Consider the following 17,174-nt stretch of genomic DNA (forward strand, 5'->3'; position numbering starts at 1 on the left):
TCGGCCCTCCCTGGTGCCCGGGAGACGCCACGGCGCACGCGGTCTGGCTACCTTCGGCAGTGGGCCGCGCGGAGCGTGCCGCCCCGGGCGTCGGGACCCCCAGCCGACGCGCGGAGGGCGGCCTACGGCCGGGCGGCAGATCTTGGTTCCCGCCCGGCCCGCGCGGTGTCCGCGGCGGGCCGTGGCCACCGGGGGGAGGTTACGGCCCGCCGTGCTTCATTCGTCCACGATGTCCATAGTGGACGGCTACTGGTTCACCGACCATTTCTGGTTGACGTTCCCGGTGCACGTCCACAGCTGCAGTTTCGTCCCGTTGGCGGAACTGACCCCGGCGGCGTCGAGGCATTTGTTCGCGTGCGGGTTGACGATGTCGTGCGCGGCGGTCACGACCCACTGCTGTGCGTCGCTGTTGTTGCAGTCATACATCTGGACCGGGGTGCCGTCGGCGGTGCCGGAGTACTTGACGTCCATGCACTTGCCGAGCGCGCGAATGGTCCCGTCGCCGCCGATGGTCCAGGCCTGCGCGGCGTTGCCGTTGCAGTCGGTGATCTGCAGCTGGGTGAAGTTCGCCGGATTGGCCCACGGCACGTCGACGCATTTGCCGCCGATGCCGATGATCCGGCCGCTTGACCCGCCGGTGCCGCTCGTGCTCACGTGCACGTAGTCGACGACCAGTTGCTGTGGGAACTGCGTGTTGCCGTCCGGATCGCCCGGCCAGTCGCCGCCGACCGCGAGGTTCAGGATCAGGTAGAAGGGATGGTCGAAGACCCAGCGGTTGCCGTTCAGATCGGCGGGGGTGCGGGTCTGGTAAGCGTTGCCGTCGACCGACCAGACAATCTTGTTCGGCGACCAATCGACCGCGTAAGTGTGGAAAGCGTCGGCGAAGACCGGCCCGTTGTACGCCGCGCCGATGCCGCCGGCTCCGGAGTAACCGGGGCCGTGGATCGTGTCGTGCACAGTGTTCGGCTCGCGGCCGATGTTCTCCATGACGTCGATTTCGCCGTCGTTGGGCCAGTTTCCGCCGCCGAGCATCCAGAACGCGGGCCACATGCCCTGGCCGCGCGGGATCTTCATCCGGGTTTCGGCGTGCCCGTAGGCCTGGCTGAACTTCCCGGCGGTGGTGAGCCGGGCGGAGGTGTACTGGCAGGTGCCGTACCAGCAGGTGTGGCCGGAGTTTTCGCGTTTCGCGGTGATCACCAGGTGGCCCTGGCCGTCGAGGGCGCCGTTCGCGGCTCCCGCGGTGTACCACTGGCGTTCGTGGTTGTTGCCGTTGTTGTCGCCGGTTTCGTAGGTCCATTTCGACGCGTCGGCGGCGGCTCCGGCGGGGCCGTTGAAATCGTCGGTGAAACTGTCGGCGGCTGCCGCCGTGGGCGGGGACAGGACGGCCGGAGCGGCCTGGAGGCCGAATGCCAGCAGCGCGGTCGCGGCGAGTGCGGTGGGGAGACGGCTGAGGAAACTGGGCATGCGTGGGCACCTCGTTTTCGGGGAGGAACCTAGAGCGAGGGAGTGCTTTGTTGTGGCGGGCAACAAAGCAGGAGAAGTATGCCTGGTCTGGACCTCTGCGGCAATGGCCAAGGTCCTGCACGGACGGCCCGCGGGGTCACCTGGCCGAGGGTAAGGCTGTCCCCACCGCGGTGACGCCAGTCGGCACCATGGTTCGCCGGAAGCCCCCGTCCTACGTTCGGAAGTGCCAGCCGAGACCGAACGCAGGAGAGAGGCCGACATGACGGCGGGGACGGATCTTCGACCACCGCGGGTGCAGCCCGCAGCGGAGCGAACGAAACGGGTCGAGCCGGGAAAGCACTGGTGGCGGCGTCCGTGGAGGGCACCGTTGGGGCCGCTGGGACTGGTGGTGGTCGCGTTCCTGGCGTATTCGCTGCCGCCGTATCTCGCGTTCGACCCGGCGCGCTCGCGGGTGCCGTCGACCTTCCCCGCGCACTACCTGTTCCTGGTGGGGCACGTGGTGTTCGGGTCGATCGCGATGGTGACCGCGTTGCTGCAGGTCTGGCCGTGGATCCGGCGGAAGCACCCGGTGCTGCACCGCTATTCCGGCCGCGCGTACGTGTTCGCCGGCGTGCTGCCCTCCGGGCTGCTGGCGCTGACGATCGGCGCGGCCACCCCGTACGGGCCGGTGACCCGGGCCAGCGACGTGCTGCTCGCGGTGCTGTGGCTCGGTACGACGTGGGCGGGCTACCGTGCCGCTCGCGAACGCCGGTTCGGCGATCACCGGCGCTGGATGGTCCGCAGTTTCGCGCTGACGATGTCGATCATTCTCAACCGGCTGATCGGCCCGATCGCGGCGATTTTCCTCGGACCGCAGCTCGCCACCACGTTCGGCGGCAGCGAGATCGCGCTGACGCAGTCGATCGCGGCGCTCGGGGCGTGGGTGAGCTGGACGGTCGCGCTGATCGCGGCGCAGCTGTGGCTCGACCGGAAGCCGAACCGCCGCGCGCGGGTTTAGTCCTGGCTGAATAACGCGGATGTATTCGGCGCGAGGGGTACACCGAATGACGGACTCATCCGCGCGGCTGCAGCGACCGCGCGATGATCGTCCGCTGGATCTCGGACGCGCCTTCGTAAATGCGCGGCGCTCGGACCTCTCGGTAGAGGTGCTCCAGCAAATGGCCCCGCCGCAGTGCTCGTGCGCCGTGCAATTGCACCGCTTGATCCACCACGTATTGCGCGGTCTCGGTCGCGAACAACTTCGCCATTGCCGCGCGGCCGGCCAGGTTCTGCTCGCCCGCGTCGTAAGCGGCTGCCGCGGCGTACACCAGCAGACGGCCAGCTTCGGTCCGCGTCGCCATTTCGGCCAGCGTGTGTGCCACGGTCTGCTGCTTTATCAACGGGCCGCCGAAGGCTTCGCGCGAAGCCGTGTACTCCACGGTCGCGTCGAGGGCGGCTTGTGCCATGCCGACCGCGAAAGCGCCAACGCTCGGGCGGAACAGGTCCAAAGTCCGCATGGCTACGGCGAAACCGCGGTTCTCCTCGCCGAGCAGTTCGTCGTGATTCACCCGGACGCCGTCGAATACCACCGTGCCGATGGGGTGCGGGCTCACCAAATCCAGGTGTTCGCCGCTGAGTCCGGCGCGGTCGCCAGGGACGACGAAGGCGCTGACGCCGCGTGAACCGGCGTCGGGAGTCGTGCGGGCGAAGACTGTGTAGAAGTCGGCTTCCGGGGCGTTCGAGATCCACATTTTCGTGCCGGTGAGCCGCCAGCCGGCACCGTCTGGTTCGGCGGCGAGTCGCAGGGCCGCGGCGTCGGATCCCGCATCTGGTTCGGTCAGCGCGAAGGCGGCGACGGCGTCACCGGCTGCGACGGCGGGGAGCCAGCGCTGCACTTGTTCGTCCAAACCGGACTGAAGCACCGGGTAACTGCCCAAGCCTTGCAACGCCAAAGCGGTCTCGGCTTCGGTGCTTTGAGTGGCGAGGGCTTCGCGCAGCAGGCACAGATCGGTCGCGGCGGCTTGCCTGGTCGGCTGTCCGCTTTCGACCCCGGGAAACAGCCGGGCGAGCAAACCGTGGGAGCCCATGGCCTTGAGCAGCGGGCGGTTTACCGCGCCTTCGGCACCGGCGGCGGCCAGGTCGACTAGCTGTTCGGCGGCGATTTTCCGGACGGAAGCGGCGTAGGCGGTCTGTTCCGGAGTGAAAGCGAAAGCGTTCATCGGGCGTCCTCCGGTCGCCAGCGGGCGTGGGCGGTCTGGTGGCCGCCGGTGCGGACCAGGTCGAGTCGCGGCTCTGGACCGTCGCTGCGGCCGGTCTGCGGCGGCCGTTTGCCCGCTGCCCACTGTTTCGGCCACGCCACCGGGTACTCCTGCGCGGCCGCCGCGTGCAGAGTCCATTGTGGATTGAACAGGTGGGTGCGGCCGAGTGCGCACAGGTCGGCTCGACCCGCCAGGATGAGCGAGTTCACGTCGTCGTAGGAGGAAATCGCGCCGACGGCGATCACTGCGGTGCCATAGCGGCGGCCGACCTCATTGCGGATCCGGTCGGCGTACGGCGTTTGGTAGCTGCGGCCGAACTTCGGCTTCTCCTCGCTGACCACCTGGCCGGTCGACACGTCGATCGCGGCCGCGCCGTGCTCGGCGAACGCCTGCGCGATGGCGACGGCTTCGTCGGCGTCGTTGCCGCCCTCGAACCAGTCGGTGGCGGAGATCCGGACGGTGAGCGGACGATCGGCTGGCCACACCGCGCGGACCGCGTCGAAGACTTCCAAGGGGAACCGCAGCCGGTTTTCCGGAGAGCCGCCGTAGGAATCGGTGCGATGGTTGGTCAGCGGGGACAGGAAAGACGACAGCAGATAGCCGTGCGCGCAGTGCAGCTCCAGGAGGTCGAACCCAGCGCGCGCGGCGGCTTCCGCGGCCGACACGAACTGGTCCCGGATCTCGCTCAGCTCGTCGACGGACAGCTCGCGCGGCGTCTGGTTGTTCGGCGAGTACGGCAGCGCGGACGGCGCGCAGACCTCCCAGTTGCCCTCCGGCAGCGGGTCGTCAATGCCTTCCCACATCAGTTTCGTGGAGCCCTTGCGGCCGGAATGCCCCAGCTGCAACCCGATCTTCGCCGGGGTTTCGCGGTGCACGAATTCGACGATCCGCTTCCACGCGGCTTCCTGCCCGGAGCTGTACAGCCCGGGGCATCCCGGCGTGATCCGGCCTTCGGCGGACACGCAGATCATCTCGGTCATGACCATGCCGGCCCCGCCGAGTGCCTTGCTTCCCAAGTGCACCAAGTGGAACTCGCCGGGAACGCCGTCGACCGCGGAGTACATGTCCATCGGCGACACGACGATCCGGTTCGGCAATTCCAGCGAACCGATCCGCACCGGCTGGAACATCGGCGGCGCGAGGGAAGTGCCGAGCGAATCGGCGAACCACTGATCCAGCGAGGCGGCGAATTCCTTGTCCCGCAGCTTCAGGTTGTCGTAGGTGACGCGACGGCTGCGGGTAAGCAGGTTGAACGCGAACTGCTCCGGTTCCTGATGCGTGTACTGCGCCAGATTCTCGAACCACTCCAGGCTCGCCTGCGCCGCACGCTGCGTGGACGCGACCACCGGACGTCGTTCTTCTTCATACGCCGCAAGGGCTTCCGGAACGCTCGGCTGTTCGTGCAGACACGCGGCGAGCGCGAGCGCGTCCTCCATGGCGAGCTTCGTGCCCGATCCGATCGAGAAATGCGCAGTGTGCGCCGCGTCGCCGAGCAGCACGACATTGTCGTGGACCCAGTTGTCGCAGCGGACTGTGCCGAAGGTGGCCCACTTGGAGTTGTTGGCCAGCAACTGATGTCCGTCGAAAATGTCACCGCACAGTTCGCGGATCAGCTTGATCGACTTCTCGTCGCTCTCGCCCGGACCGAGTCCGCTGGCGGCGATCGGCCCGAATGCCCGCTGCCACACGTCCTCGTGCATCTCCAGGATGAACGTGCTGCCGTCCCGGCCGTACGGATAGCCGTGGACCTGCATGATGCCGTGCGGCGTTTCGAGCACGTAGAACTTGAACGCGTCGAACACGAGATCGGTGCCGAGCCAAATGTAGCGGCACTGGCGGGTCTCGACGCTCGGCCGGAACGAATCGGCGAACGCCGTGCGCACCACGGAGTTCACGCCGTCCGCCGCGACCACGAGGTCCGAGGAAGCAGCCAGTTCGGCTGGCTCCGGCGCGACACTGCGAAATCGGACATCAATGCCCATTTCGTGGCACCGCTGCTGCAAGATCGCGAGCAGCCGTTTGCGGCTCATCGCGGCGAAGCCGTGCCCGCCCGAGGTCGACACGGTGTCGCGGTAGTGCACGTCGATGTCGTCCCAGCGCGCGAACTCCCGGCTCATCGCCTCGTGCACGGCCGAGTCGGCGTGCTCGATGCCGCCGAGTGTCTCGTCGGAGAAGACGACGCCGAAGCCGAACGTGTCATCCGGCGCGTTGCGCTCCCAGACCGTGATCTCGTGGTCCGGGCCGAGTTGTTTCGCGAGCACGGCGAAGTAGAGGCCCGCTGGCCCGCCGCCGACTACTGAGATCCGCACGCAGGCCAGGATATGTCGTCTGAAGTACGGTCGTCAAGAATGCGATAGATGGGTTACGCTCCCCGGCATGGAGCGGATCAATCCCCCCGAGCTGGGCAAGCCGTCGGGGTTCTCGCACGCGGTGGCGGCGCAGGGCAGGCTGGTGTTCCTCGCCGGGCAGACCGCGCTGGACTCGGACAACCGGATCGTCGGCGACGGCGTCGTGGAGCAGTTTGAGCGCGCGCTCGGCAATCTGCTCACCGCGTTGCGCGCGGCCGGCGGCGAACCCTCGGACCTGTGCGGCCTGACCGTCTACATCGTCGACATGGACGACTACCAGGCCCACGCGCGCGAGATCGGCCGCGTGTGGAAGCGGCTGGTGGGAGCGGATTACCCGGCGATGGCGGGCATCGGCGTGCACCGGCTGTGGGATGTCGAGGCGCTGGTGGAAGTGCAGGGCTACGCGGTGGTCAACCGCTGAGCACCTGCTGCAGGTGCGTGCGCGCGGCTTCCTCCAGCCGGTCGTGCAGTGTGAAGAACACCTCGGCGGCGCGGATGCCGGACCAGTCCTCGGGCAGCAATTCCGCGGGCAGGCACGGGTCGAGATACGGCATCCGCCGCCAGCCGGTGAGCACGCGCAGGTAGTCGGCGAACGCTTCGTCGGCGGGCGTCGTGCGGCGGCGTTGCCACCGGCGCAGCGCCGGTTCGTGCTCTTCGAGGAACGCCGTGTACAGCTCGTCCAGCTGATCCAGGTCCCACCACTCGCGCACCTTCTCGCGCGGGTCGCCGAAGGCGAGGTGCTCGGCGCGGAACAGGTCGGCGTACTCGGCGAGCCCGAGGCGGTCCAGGGTGCCGACAGTGGCCTCGTACAGGTGCGCCGGCGCGATCCAGACGCCTGAGGCCGCGGTGCCGAATCCGAGTCGCGACAACTGCGTCCGCAGCACGTGCCGCTTGTGCCGTTCGGCTTCCGGCACCGAAAACACCGCGAGCAGCCAGCCGTCGGCGAGCTTCGCGCGGTCCCGGCGGAAGATCCGCTCGTCGCCTTCGCGCAGCAAATCCAGTGCGGTACCGGACAATTCGTACCCGGCGGCTCCGTCGCGGCGCACCGCTTCGAGCACCCCGCGCCGCTTGAGCCGGGAAATCGACGACCGCACGGCGGGCTCGTCGACCCCGACCGCGGCGAGCAGATCGATCAGCGAGGCGACCGAAAGCCATTCGCCGCCCGCCTGGTGATGCACGCCGTAGACCGACACAATGAGGTGCCGGGGCTGGGCCGCACGCCCGCCGTCGGCATCGGCTGCTTCCGGTACGGCCGTCACCCGATCACCATACAGCGCCGTTCGTTGCCAACCCGGCTACAGCCACGGCGGAGACGGGTTTCGGCGAGCACATCGGCCGCGGACCGTCTCCGCCTGCTTCCGGTCGGATGAGCAACCGGCTAGGGGTAGCATTTCCGGCGCGATGGCGTTTGTGAGCAATGCACCTTTGGTGAACCGGCTGACCCGCCGCGGACGGCTGATGGCGAAACGCACCTGCGACCGCCGGGGACACGCCTTCGCGCTCGGCCGGTTCCTCTTCCGCACCCCCACCGCGTGGGAGTACGCGGCGGCGGTCGCCGGCGGCAGCGATCCGGCCGCGCAACGCTGGCTCGGCTGGCTGGCCGAGTCCGTGGTGGCAGAGCCGATGCGCGGCGAGGCGCTGCGCGTCATTCCCGGCACCGGACCGGACTGGACCACGCCGGACCCGCATTCGGTGGACGTCGTCGCGATCGATCTCGTGGCTGGCCGCTGCGCCGGTCTCGTGAGTGTGCACGCGGGCGAGGACGGCGGCCCGGAAACCGGCGGCTATCTCGCGCCGGGGTATCGCGGGCAAGGATTCGGCCGCGACCTGTTCGCCGCCGGTCTGGTCCTGGCGCACGAGCATCTCGGGCTTTCGCGGGCACGCGCGGGCGCGGAGGTCGGCAACGTCGCGAGCGGCCGTTCGCTGGAAGCGGCCGGACTGCGCCGGGCTCCGGGGCCGCCGCGGTACACGCTGCCGGACGGGCGGGCCTGCGAGGCCTGGTGGTACCAGCACGACGCGGCGTGGCCTCGCAAGTGCGCGGGCCCGCAGGCGCAGTGGCTAGTCGCCTCGTGAGTGTTGATCACGGTTAGAACCGCGATCAACACTCACGAGCTGTACTCCTCGTACGCCCTCAACGTCCTGATCACCAGCGCCCGTTCCCCCGGACTCAACGGCGACAACGCCGCCTGCCACGCCTTCGCCCCGCGCGCGAGCCACGCGTCCACCGCGGGCCGCTTGTCCGCGTGGATGCTCACGATGGTGCGCCGCCGGTCGTCCGGGTCCTCGGCGCGCTCCAGCACGCCTTGCCGGGACAGGTCGCCGATCATCAGACTCGCTGTGGTGGGCGCGATTTCGAGCCGTCCGGCGAGTTCGTTGACCGTCATCGGGCCGTCGAACAACAAGTAGGCCAGCAGGGACAAGTGCCGCGGCGCGAGCGCGACGTCGTCGAGCTCCGGAGGCGGCGGCGTCCGCTTCGCGCGCCCGACGAGACGGGGCATGAGAAGCAGCAGTTCACGGACGCCGTCCTCGACGGTCGGGCCGGATTCGGTGGCCATGCCGCGACAGTACCTGCGCGTGTGTTGACAGCCCGATTCGCGCGATCCTAGGTTTGTTGTTACATCATCAACCAGGGAGTTTTCCGATGTCGGACTGGAACCAGCAGATCATCGACGAGTTCCGCGCGAACGCGGGCAAGGTCGGCGGCATGTTCGAGGGCAAGAACATGGTGCTGCTCACGCACACCGGCGCGAAGAGCGGCAAACAGCGGGTCAGCCCGCTGGTGTACACCACCGACGGCGACCGGATCGTGATCGTCGCGTCCAAGGGCGGCGCGGACACCAACCCGGACTGGTATCACAACCTCGTCGCGAACCCGTCGGTCACGGTCGAGCTCGGCACCGACAAGTTCCCGGCGAAGGCGAAGCTCGTAACCGACCGCGCCGAGCGCGACCGGCTGTATGCCGGCATGGTCGCGCACTCGGAGGGTTTCGCGGAGTACGAGAAGAAGACCGAGCGCGTGATCCCGGTCTTCGTTCTCGAGCGCTGACTCAGTCCAGCGGCTGTCCGTAGACGAAGCTCCGCAACCGTCCAGTAGACATCGGGTCCAGCGGAGCGAACAGCTTGGCGTGCGCGGCCCGCACGGTCGCCGCGTCCGGCTCGATCATCGACAGCGCGCGCACGGTGTAGCGCGAATCAGCGGTGAAATCCGGTGCGGACGAGCGCTGGTACGCACCGCCGAGCAGGTCGATGATCAGCACGGTCGGCACCGGGGCGGCCGGGCCGGCGTGGTCGAGCACCGTGCTCAGCACGTCGTCCCGGAGCTCGGGCAGCACGCGGTTGTCGCCGAGGTAGGAGTGCGGGTTCGGCGGTTCCGCGGCGATCTTGCCGGAGTCGGTGAACGGCATCGTGGTCAGCGTTTCCTGCAGTGGGCCGAGCGCGCGCAGGGGCGCGACGAGCTGGTCGCCGCCGGTGCCGAGATAGGCCACCCGGACGTGCGCGATGTGCTTGCCCCGCAACGGCTCCGGCACCATCGGCAGGTCCGGGTAGGGCACCATCGCGACCGAGGTGCCGACGGTGTCGGGCAGGTCGAGGGTCCAGTCGCGCCAGGTGCGCAGGACGTCCGGGATCTTGGCGGTGTCGAAGTACAGCCCGCCGCCGTACAGCGTGGTCACCGGCACCAGTTCGAACTCCAGCGCGGTCACGATCCCGGCGTCGACCGGGCCGGTCGTGCGCGTGCCGCCGGGACGGACGATCTCGGCGGAGCGGACGCGGTCCGAGGCCAAGCCGAAGTGCCGGCCGAGGAGGCCGAAACCGCCGCCGAGGGTGTAGCCGACCACGCCGACTCCCGGGGCCGAACCGCTCAGCGGTGCGAGTCCGTGTTCCGCGGCCGCGGTGATGACGCTGCCCCAGGTGGTTCCAGCTTCGACGCGTGCCACGGCGCGGTCCGGGTCGATGGTCACGCCGGTCATCCGGCGCGTCGAGATCAGCACGCCCTCGGCCGGTGCGCGCAGCCCGTGCCCGGTCGCCTGCACGGAAACCGGCAGGTCGCGCTCGGCCGCGAGCCGGACTGCGGCGGCGACGTCGTCCGCGTTGGCGGCGGCGACGACCAGGTGCGGGGTGGAGGCGATGCCGGTCTGGAACCCGGCGATCTCTTCGCGGTAGCCAGGCTGGTCTGGGGTGAACGTCTGCATGTCTTGAGCGTGCTGGCTGCTTGACGATAAGTCCAAGAGATACTAGTTCCACCAGTTAGAATTATTGGTTATGGAACTGCATCAGCTCGAATACTTCGTCGCGGTCGCTGAGGAAGCCAACTTCACGCGCGCGGCGGCCCGGATGCACGTCGCGCAGCCCGGGGTCAGCGCGCAGATCCGGCGGCTGGAACGCGAGCTGGGGCAGGCGCTGTTCGACCGGTCCGGGCGCACAGTACGGCTCACCGGCGTCGGCGAGGCCGCGTTGCCGCACGCCCGGGCCGCGCTCGCGGCGGTGGCGGCGGTGCGCGAGACGGTCGCGGAGCATGAGGGGCTGGTGCGCGGCCAGGTGGCGATGGGGATGGTGACCTCCGCCGGACCCGTGGCGCTGCCGGAGTTCCTGGCCGGGTTCGCGGAGCGCTACCCGGGAGTGGAAATCACGCTCAGCGAAGCGAATTCCGATCTGATGGCCGACGCGCTGCGGGAAGGACGGCTGGATGTCGCGGTGATCGGCCTGGCCGACGGCGTGCCCGCCGGGCTGACCACTCAGATCGTGCTCGACGAGGAACTGGTCGCGGTCACCGCGCTGCGTGACGAGTTCGCTGACCGGGCTTCGCTCACCCTCGCTGACCTGGCCGAACGGTCGCTGATCTGCCTGCCGAAGGGCACCGGTATGCGGGGCGTGCTGGAGCGCGGGTTCGCCGCGGCCGGGCTGCGGGCGCGGGTGGCGATCGAGGCGAGCGACCCGAACGTGCTGGCCAAGCTCGCGATGCGCGGTCTCGGCGTGGCCATGGTCCCGGAGTCGCTGGCTCGCTACTACGCCGAGGAGTTGCACACCTTGCGGCTGCGGCCGCAGCTGCGCGGGCAGCTGGCGCTGGCGTGGCGGTCCGACGGCCCGGCCGGGCCCGCGGCTCGCGCGCTGATCGAGTTCGCCCGGTCGGAGCTTTAGCGCGCGGCGGAGCATACCCACGCCGCCCCGGCGGTGCCAAGGAATTCGGCCCGCAATTCTCGAAAAGCCCGCTCGGAGTAGTCCGTTCAGGTCCTCTTGCGGCATGGCCGGAGAATTCGAAGTACTGTCGGCGACGGCCGCGAGTGCGGTCGGGAGTTCGGGATAATCCGGAGGTATTTCCGTGAAGCTTGTTCGTCTCGTGCGCAAGGCCCTTCCGAGCAAGAGTCTCAAGTCTTACGCCTGGTACGGCTGGATCTGATCGCTCTCGCCGGAAAGGGATCGGCCGGTTCCGGAATTCCGGAACCGGCCTCCCCGCGCCCTTGAGGAGTACTGCGGTGACCATTCCCGCTGAACGGAACAAAGTGCGTCAGGTGGTATTCGCGCCGCGGATTCAAGAACTGTTCGACCGTTATCGGGGGAAATCCCTCTTTCGGCTGGAACCGGACACCGTCGGCGTCGCCGGGGCCGAGTTGATGGACGCGGTGCTGCGCAGCCGGCCGCCGAACGCCGAGGAGCGGCCGACCTTCAAGCCGGTGCGCGGCCGGGTGGTCACGCGGCCGGAATCGTCGGCGTTGATGCGCGCGGTCGGCGCGGACGTGCGCGCCGCGCTCAAGAAGCCGCTCGGCGAGGCTGATCTCTCCGGAACGTGGCCCGCCGTGCCGCATAACTACCTGCGCGACCTGGTGTTCGGCCGCGAACAGCGGCGGTTCCGGGTCCTTGTCGACCGTCGGCTGGAGTTGACGCCGAAGATCACCTGGGCGGCAGTCGCCACCGGAGCCGCGCTCTGGGGACGGCCCGCGCCCGAGGTCGCACTGTCCACCTTGGCGCGGATGGTGCTGGAGGCCGACACCTACGAACAGCGCCGCTTCGCGATGTACCTCTACCGGCGCGTGGCCGGGCCGGTCTGCTTCACCGTCGCCGCGCTGGTCACGAACGCTTTGTGGCTCAGTTCGCCGCTGAAGGACGACGTGCCCACCGAATACGTGCTCAACGAGGCGCTGCGCCTGCTGCCGCCGTCGTGGAACATCCTGCGTGTGCGTTCACCGGAGTTCGCCGAGGTGGACGCCCGGATCGGCCCGGGCGACGACGTCCTGCTGCTGCCGCTGCTCAGCCACCGCGACCCCGAACTGTGGGACGCGCCGGACGAGTTCCGGCCGAGCCGCTGGGCCTCGCTCGACCCGGACACCCATCCCGGTTACTTCCCGTTCGGGCACAGCAACGAACGCTGCTGGGGACGGCACATGGTGCTGCCGCTGGCGGAACGCGTCCTCGACCTGGTCCGGCGCGACGGTCTGGTCGTCGATCCGGCGCAAACGCGGGCGCGGGTGCACCTGGACGGGCTGATGGAGGTCTCGGACGTGCGGGTCGTGCGCGCCTGAGGGCTCTTGGCAACACGTCAACGAGACGTTCCCCTGGACGGATGCTCCAGGACGGCGTGCTCGGCGTCAGCCTGCTCGCGGGCGGCGCGAACGTGATCATGCAGCTGGGCCGGCCCGAGGTCGGGTACGGCGTGCTGGAAAGCCGGGTCGATTCGGGGAATCTGTTCAAGCATCCGCTGAAACGCACCCGCACCACCGTCACCTACCTCGCGGTCGCCGTGCTCGGCACCGACGCGGATCGGGCGGCGTACCGGCGGGCGGTGAATTCGGTGCACGCGCACGTGGTTTCGACTGAGTCGAGTCCGGTGCGGTACCGGGCTTTCGACCGGGAGCTGCAGCTGTGGGTCGCCGCCTGCCTGGCTCATGGCGTCGAGGACGTGCATCGCGTGTTTCTCGGTCGGCCCGCTCCGGAATCCTGGTACGCCGAGGCCGCGGTGCTCGGAACGACGCTGCAAATGCGTCCGGAGGACTTCGCGGCGTACTGGGCGGACGGACTGGCCCAAGTGGACATCGACGACCGGCTCCGTGAATACCTCACCGCCATCGCGAATCTGGAATTCCTGCCGCGGCCGTTCTCGTTCCTCTTCGGACGGTTCCATCGCTTCGTCACGATCGGGTTCCTGCCGCAGGTGTACCGCGAGCGGATGCGGCTGCCGTGCTCGGCCGCGGACCAGCGCCGGTTCGATCGGCTCGGCGGTTGCGTAAAGGAAAACCCCTCGTCTCAGCGGTTGACCGGAATGAGCTGGTGGACAAGGGTTGACCTATGGCCAAACCGGATGAGGTGCGCGAAGGGGTTTCCCTGACCAACCTCGACCAGGAGCTGTTCGTCGACGCCGGGGTGACCAAGCGCGACCTCGTCGACTACTTCGACGCCGTTTCGGACCGGTTGCTGCCGGTGCTGCGCGACCGTCCGCTGTCGGTGGTGCGCGTGCTGCGCGGGCAGGACGCGTTCATGCAGAAGAACCTGCCGAAGTACACGCCGGAGTGGGTGCCGCGGGCGAAACTGTGGGCGGAGAGTTCACAACGGACAGTCACCTACGGCCTGTGCAATGACCGCCGGACCCTGTTGTGGTTCGGCAATCAGCGTGCGGTCGAACTGCATCCGGCGCTGACCCGGGTGGAACCGATCGGCCAGACCGATCTGATCATGGATCTCGACCCGCCCGAGGGCGCGGACTTCGGCGTCGCGGTGGCGGCGGCTCGGCTGGTGCGGCAGGCTTTGGCCGACGTCGGGCTCGCCGGTGCGTTGAAGACCAGCGGGTCCAAGGGTGTGCACGTGTTCGTGCCGCTGGTTCCCGGGCTGTCCTTTGCCGACGTCGCGGCGGCGACCCGGGCGGTCGGCGCGCGGGCGGAACGGATCGATCCGCGGCTGGCGACCACGGCGTTCATCCGGGAAGACCGGCACGGCAAGGTGTTTCTCGATTCGACCCGCGCGGGCGGAGCGACCGTGGCGGCGGTTTACAGCCCGCGGATCCGGCCGGGTGCGCCGGTGTCGTTCCCGGTCCGCTGGGCGGACGCGGACAATGTCAAACCAGCGGACTTCACCGTGAAGACCGCCGCGGGCCTTCTCGGCAGTGCCGATCCGTGGGTGGAGGAATTGCCGGAACCGCAGGAACTCCCGGCGGATCTCGTGGCCGAGGGGCACATGATCCCGGTCGCCCGGGTCGCGGCGATGCACGAGGGCAAGCGTCGCGCCCGGGCGCGCCGGGAATCAGGGGAGAGCGAGTAAATCCTGGTGGTGCACGGTGACCTCGGTGATCTGCCGATCCTCGGGTACGGTCAGGTCTGGTTGTTCTTCTCGTGCTGCGGCAACGAATCCGCGGTACCAGGCGTCGATGAGTTCGCGGTGTTCCGGGCCGAGCTGCCACGGTGACAGTCTGGTGTGGACGGTCCAACCGTACCGCTGGAACTCTGCTGCGGTGACGGCGACGGCTTCTGGGCCCAGCTTTCCGTCTCGGCGTTGATGGTCGTTGAAGGCGGTGTTGAGTGCTTCGTCTGCTGCGTCCGCTGGCGTGAGGCGAGCCGATCCGGTCACGGACAATGTGAACAGCGCTGGGCTTTGCGCGTCCACACAGGACTTCACTAATCGCTGGATCTCTTCCTCAGTAAGGAGATCCAGCAAGGCGGAAGCCGTTACGAGAGAAGTGCCGCCGAAACCCAGCCGAGTCACGTCGGCTTGTTCGGTCACGACGCTGATCCCCGGCGGAAGACTGCGGGCGGCGATCTTGAGCAGCCGCTGGTCCTGGTCGTGCAGAATCCACCGCTGCGGTTTCGGAAGCCGGCCGGACAGCCAGCGTCCCATCGCACCCGTGCCGCAGCCGAGGTCCCGGATGACCGCCGGGACGGCCGGGAGCAAGGCGACCAGATCGGCCGCCCTGGCCGCGGTGTCGGCTGGTTCTCTGAGCCGCAGCCATTCCGGCGCGTAACCGGAAGAGTCCGCTGTGGTCACAAGGAACGCTCGTATCCGGCCGAAGCGGCGTGGGATTCGTGCAGGGTCACCGAGATCTGGGCCAGCCCGCGCGCGTTCTCGCCGAGTTCCCCGGCGTGGATCCGGTCCGCGAGCCGGTCGGCGATCACCTTGGCGAGGTATTCCGTCGACGTGTTGATCCCGGCGAAATCGGGTTCGTCGTCCAGGTTCCGGTAGTTCAGGTCCGCGAGGACCGCACCGAGCCGCTGGGTGGCGAGCCCGATGTCCACGACGATGTTGTCCGAGTCCAATTCGGACCGCCGAAACGTAGCGTCGACCACGAACGTCGCGCCGTGCAACCGCTGCGCCGGGCCGAAAACCTCGCCGCGGAAACTGTGGGCGACCATGATGTGATCGCGCACGGTGACACTGAACAACGCGTTCTCCTTTACGGGTAGGTGATCCGGTGAGCCAGTCCGTGCAGAGTTCCCTCCGCTAGCCGTGCCGCGACGTCCGGCAGTTCGGCGAAGGTGGATTCGCTGGTGACGAGCGTGTCGAACGCCGGGTCCGCGAGCAGCCGCAACGCCAGCGCCATCCGGTCGCCGTAACCGCGCCGCGCCGCGCGGGCTGGCGAAACGGTGCCGACCTGGCTGCCGCGCACAGTGAGTCGTCGCGAATGGAAGTTCTCGCCGAGCGGAACTGACACCTGACGGTCGCCGTACCAGCTCAACTCGACCACTGTGCCCTCGTGGCCGAGCAGTTCCAGCGAACGCGCGAGCCCGGCGTCGGTCGCGCTGGCGTGCACCACGAGATCGAGGCCGCCGCTCGCGGTTTCCGGGGTGGCGTAACGAATGCCGAACGCGTTCGCGACCTCCGCGCGGTCCGGATCGGGGTCGACGAGCTGGACGTCCACGCCGGGAAACCGGGACAGCAGCCGCGCGACGCTGCAGCCGACCATCCCCGCCCCGACCACCGCGATCCGGTCGCCGATCAGCGGTGCCGCGTCCCAGAGCGCGTTCACCGCGGTCTCGACAGTCCCGGCGAGCACCGCACGCGCCGCGGGGACGTCGTCCGGCACCACCGTGACCGCCGACGCGGGCACGACGTACTCGGTCTGATGTGGATAGAGACAGAACACCGTGCGCCCGGCCAGTTCCGGCGGTCCGGAAAGGACCTCCCCGACGTTCAGGTAGCCGTACTTGACCGGCCACGGAAAGTCGCCCTCCTGATACGGCGCGCGCATGATTCCGTGCTGGCTCTCCGGCACCCCGCCGCGCAGCACGAGACTTTCCGTGCCGCGGCTCAACGCCGAAAATCGCGTGCGGACCAGCACTTCGCCGGCTTGCGGAGCAGCCACCTCGGCCGATCGGAGCTCCCCGCCCGCGGCCGAAGTGAACCAGAAGGCCTGCGCCGCCCGTGTCAAGGTTGTCCTCCGTTGCTGCCGGATCGAGGAGAAATGGCTGTCTCCACCTGTACACGAACCCCGGCCGAGCTGGGTTCAACCGTCGTCCAGCAGGCTCCCGCGCTGCTGGCGCAACTCGCCCTGCTGACCCTGCTGACGGTGACGACCGGCCTCGGCCTGCTTGGCTGGACAGTCGGCGTGGCCTACCTCCTCGGCCTGTTAGTCCTGCTCACCCAGGGCGCCTGGCGGATCAGGGGGTACCGGCTGGGCCCGGCCGACCAGGTGACCCTCGCCCGAGCGGCCCTGATCGGCACCGTGACCGCCCTGGTCGCCGACCGCCTTGGCGGGCATCCGCCGCTGACCTTGATCGTCCCCGTCGCCGCGGTCGCCCTGGCCCTGGACGCACTCGACGGCTACGTCGCCCGCCGCACCGGAACCGTCTCCGCGCTGGGCGCCCGATTCGACATGGAAGCGGACGCCTTCCTGATCCTGGTGCTGAGCGTCCTGGTCGCCACCACGGCCGGTCCGTGGGTGCTGGCAATCGGCCTGATGCGATACGCCTTCGTCGCCGCAGCCCGGCTGTGGCCATGGCTTCGCGCCCCGCTGCGCCCCAGCCGGGCACGGAAGGCAGTGGCGGCTTTGCAGGGAATCGCCCTGACCGCCGCGGTGGCGGGAGCCGCACCGGCGGTCTTGGCGGGGATTGCGGCAGCGACGCTGAGCTGGTCATTCGGGCGCGACGTGTGGTGGCTGTACCGGAACCGCGCTGGCTAGGGAATTCTCCGGAATTCTCTATCGTCCGGG

At 68.9% G+C, this 17,174-nt stretch carries 19 protein-coding genes; 10 read left to right on the plus strand and 9 right to left on the minus strand.

Annotated features, from left to right (window positions below):
• Window positions 1–246 precede the first annotated feature (246 nt).
• Window positions 247–1,464, minus strand: a complete 1,218-nt coding sequence (locus BM362_RS29895; protein WP_093575383.1) for a glycoside hydrolase family 16 protein — start codon at window positions 1,462–1,464, stop codon at window positions 247–249.
• Window positions 1,465–1,831: 367 nt separating this feature from the next.
• On the opposite strand from BM362_RS29895, the gene BM362_RS29900 reads away from it, so the two are divergent.
• Window positions 1,832–2,461 carry a DUF2306 domain-containing protein gene (locus BM362_RS29900; RefSeq protein ID WP_067575313.1) on the plus strand — a complete coding sequence of 210 codons (630 nt, stop codon included), beginning with the start codon at window positions 1,832–1,834 and terminating at the stop codon, window positions 2,459–2,461.
• Window positions 2,462–2,516: 55 nt separating this feature from the next.
• Here BM362_RS29900 and BM362_RS29905 read toward each other — a convergent pair whose 3' ends face one another.
• Together BM362_RS29905 and BM362_RS29910 are read right to left on the minus strand one after the other, a co-directional pair.
• On the minus strand, window positions 2,517–3,662 hold the full coding sequence (locus tag BM362_RS29905) for an acyl-CoA dehydrogenase family protein (protein WP_093575385.1): 1,146 nt from the start codon (window positions 3,660–3,662) through the stop codon (window positions 2,517–2,519).
• Complete coding sequence (locus BM362_RS29910; RefSeq protein ID WP_093575386.1) at window positions 3,659–6,010, minus strand: bifunctional salicylyl-CoA 5-hydroxylase/oxidoreductase; 2,352 nt, start codon at window positions 6,008–6,010, stop codon at window positions 3,659–3,661. The genes BM362_RS29905 and BM362_RS29910 overlap by 4 nt, the downstream gene beginning before the upstream one ends.
• Window positions 6,011–6,077: 67 nt before the next feature.
• On the opposite strand from BM362_RS29910, the gene BM362_RS29915 reads away from it, so the two are divergent.
• Window positions 6,078–6,470 (plus strand): RidA family protein, encoded by a 393-nt coding sequence (locus BM362_RS29915; RefSeq protein WP_067575326.1) that lies wholly within the window; start codon window positions 6,078–6,080, stop codon window positions 6,468–6,470.
• On the opposite strand, the gene BM362_RS29920 is transcribed toward BM362_RS29915, so the two are convergent.
• Window positions 6,460–7,308, minus strand: coding sequence for a PaaX family transcriptional regulator (locus tag BM362_RS29920; RefSeq protein ID WP_067575328.1), 849 nt, complete (start codon window positions 7,306–7,308; stop codon window positions 6,460–6,462). The two genes, BM362_RS29915 and BM362_RS29920, sit on opposite strands and share 11 nt — an antisense overlap.
• 142 nt (window positions 7,309–7,450) lie before the next feature.
• Between BM362_RS29920 and BM362_RS29925 the strand changes: the two genes are divergently transcribed.
• Window positions 7,451–8,122, plus strand: coding sequence for a GNAT family N-acetyltransferase (locus BM362_RS29925; RefSeq protein WP_067575330.1), 672 nt, complete (start codon window positions 7,451–7,453; stop codon window positions 8,120–8,122).
• Window positions 8,123–8,154: 32 nt separating this feature from the next.
• Here the strand turns inward: BM362_RS29925 and BM362_RS29930 are convergent, their stop codons facing one another.
• Window positions 8,155–8,604 (minus strand): MarR family winged helix-turn-helix transcriptional regulator, encoded by a 450-nt coding sequence (locus BM362_RS29930; RefSeq protein ID WP_067575332.1) that lies wholly within the window; start codon window positions 8,602–8,604, stop codon window positions 8,155–8,157.
• Between the two features lie 86 nt (window positions 8,605–8,690).
• Here BM362_RS29930 and BM362_RS29935 point away from each other — a divergent pair, with 86 nt between their 5' ends.
• Complete coding sequence (locus BM362_RS29935; protein WP_067575334.1) at window positions 8,691–9,095, plus strand: nitroreductase family deazaflavin-dependent oxidoreductase; 405 nt, start codon at window positions 8,691–8,693, stop codon at window positions 9,093–9,095.
• A gap of 1 nt (window position 9,096) precedes the next feature.
• Here BM362_RS29935 and BM362_RS29940 read toward each other — a convergent pair whose 3' ends face one another.
• Window positions 9,097–10,239, minus strand: coding sequence for an FAD-binding oxidoreductase (locus BM362_RS29940; protein WP_093575387.1), 1,143 nt, complete (start codon window positions 10,237–10,239; stop codon window positions 9,097–9,099).
• 70 nt (window positions 10,240–10,309) lie between these two features.
• On the opposite strand from BM362_RS29940, the gene BM362_RS29945 reads away from it, so the two are divergent.
• From BM362_RS29945 to BM362_RS29960, 5 genes are all read left to right on the plus strand, one after another.
• The gene (locus tag BM362_RS29945; protein ID WP_093575388.1) at window positions 10,310–11,185 is read left to right on the plus strand and encodes a LysR family transcriptional regulator; all 876 of its coding nucleotides are present in this window, start codon (window positions 10,310–10,312) and stop codon (window positions 11,183–11,185) included.
• Window positions 11,186–11,366: 181 nt separating this feature from the next.
• Complete coding sequence (locus BM362_RS50735) at window positions 11,367–11,444, plus strand: tryptorubin family RiPP precursor (RefSeq protein ID WP_350539724.1); 78 nt, start codon at window positions 11,367–11,369, stop codon at window positions 11,442–11,444.
• Between the two features lie 76 nt (window positions 11,445–11,520).
• Window positions 11,521–12,564: a cytochrome P450 gene (locus tag BM362_RS29950; RefSeq protein ID WP_244287330.1), complete on the plus strand. Its 1,044-nt coding sequence runs from the start codon at window positions 11,521–11,523 to the stop codon at window positions 12,562–12,564.
• 41 nt (window positions 12,565–12,605) lie between these two features.
• A complete protein-coding gene (locus BM362_RS29955; protein WP_208865383.1) occupies window positions 12,606–13,367 on the plus strand; it encodes an oxygenase MpaB family protein in 762 nt (253 codons plus the stop codon).
• On the plus strand, window positions 13,328–14,293 hold the full coding sequence (locus tag BM362_RS29960; protein ID WP_093575389.1) for a DNA polymerase domain-containing protein: 966 nt from the start codon (window positions 13,328–13,330) through the stop codon (window positions 14,291–14,293). Before BM362_RS29955 ends, BM362_RS29960 begins: the two co-directional genes overlap by 40 nt.
• Here BM362_RS29960 and BM362_RS29965 read toward each other — a convergent pair.
• The 3 genes from BM362_RS29965 to BM362_RS29975 are packed head-to-tail and all read right to left on the minus strand — an operon-like array spanning window position 14,276 to window position 16,394.
• Window positions 14,276–15,013, minus strand: coding sequence for a class I SAM-dependent methyltransferase (locus tag BM362_RS29965; RefSeq protein ID WP_093575390.1), 738 nt, complete (start codon window positions 15,011–15,013; stop codon window positions 14,276–14,278). The two genes, BM362_RS29960 and BM362_RS29965, sit on opposite strands and share 18 nt — an antisense overlap.
• A complete protein-coding gene (locus tag BM362_RS29970; protein ID WP_067575346.1) occupies window positions 15,010–15,408 on the minus strand; it encodes a 6-pyruvoyl trahydropterin synthase family protein in 399 nt (132 codons plus the stop codon). Before BM362_RS29970 ends, BM362_RS29965 begins: the two co-directional genes overlap by 4 nt.
• Before the next feature lie 11 nt (window positions 15,409–15,419).
• Entirely contained in the window at window positions 15,420–16,394 is a 975-nt protein-coding gene (locus BM362_RS29975; RefSeq protein WP_093575391.1) for a zinc-dependent alcohol dehydrogenase, read from the minus strand.
• Between the two features lie 33 nt (window positions 16,395–16,427).
• On the opposite strand from BM362_RS29975, the gene BM362_RS29980 reads away from it, so the two are divergent.
• Window positions 16,428–17,144, plus strand: a complete 717-nt coding sequence (locus BM362_RS29980) for a CDP-alcohol phosphatidyltransferase family protein (protein ID WP_093575392.1) — start codon at window positions 16,428–16,430, stop codon at window positions 17,142–17,144.
• The last annotated feature ends 30 nt before the right edge of the window (window positions 17,145–17,174 follow it).

The organism is Amycolatopsis rubida, assembly GCF_900115345.1.
Classification (GTDB): Bacteria; Actinomycetota; Actinomycetes; order Mycobacteriales; family Pseudonocardiaceae; genus Amycolatopsis; species Amycolatopsis rubida.

Excerpts from the sequence above, each read along its gene's own strand:
- BM362_RS29895 (WP_093575383.1), bottom strand. The coding sequence starts at position 1,464 with ATGCCCAGTTTCCTCAGCCGTCTCCCCACCGCACTCGCCGCGACCGCG.
- BM362_RS29905 (WP_093575385.1), bottom strand. The coding sequence starts at position 3,662 with ATGAACGCTTTCGCTTTCACTCCGGAACAGACCGCCTACGCCGCTTCC.
- BM362_RS29915 (WP_067575326.1), top strand. The coding sequence starts at position 6,078 with ATGGAGCGGATCAATCCCCCCGAGCTGGGCAAGCCGTCGGGGTTCTCG.
- BM362_RS29925 (WP_067575330.1), top strand. The coding sequence starts at position 7,451 with ATGGCGTTTGTGAGCAATGCACCTTTGGTGAACCGGCTGACCCGCCGC.
- BM362_RS29930 (WP_067575332.1), bottom strand. The coding sequence starts at position 8,604 with ATGGCCACCGAATCCGGCCCGACCGTCGAGGACGGCGTCCGTGAACTG.
- BM362_RS29935 (WP_067575334.1), top strand. The coding sequence starts at position 8,691 with ATGTCGGACTGGAACCAGCAGATCATCGACGAGTTCCGCGCGAACGCG.
- BM362_RS29940 (WP_093575387.1), bottom strand. The coding sequence starts at position 10,239 with ATGCAGACGTTCACCCCAGACCAGCCTGGCTACCGCGAAGAGATCGCC.
- BM362_RS29945 (WP_093575388.1), top strand. The coding sequence starts at position 10,310 with ATGGAACTGCATCAGCTCGAATACTTCGTCGCGGTCGCTGAGGAAGCC.
- BM362_RS29955 (WP_208865383.1), top strand. The coding sequence starts at position 12,606 with ATGCTCCAGGACGGCGTGCTCGGCGTCAGCCTGCTCGCGGGCGGCGCG.
- BM362_RS29960 (WP_093575389.1), top strand. The coding sequence starts at position 13,328 with ATGGCCAAACCGGATGAGGTGCGCGAAGGGGTTTCCCTGACCAACCTC.
- BM362_RS29980 (WP_093575392.1), top strand. The coding sequence starts at position 16,428 with ATGGCTGTCTCCACCTGTACACGAACCCCGGCCGAGCTGGGTTCAACC.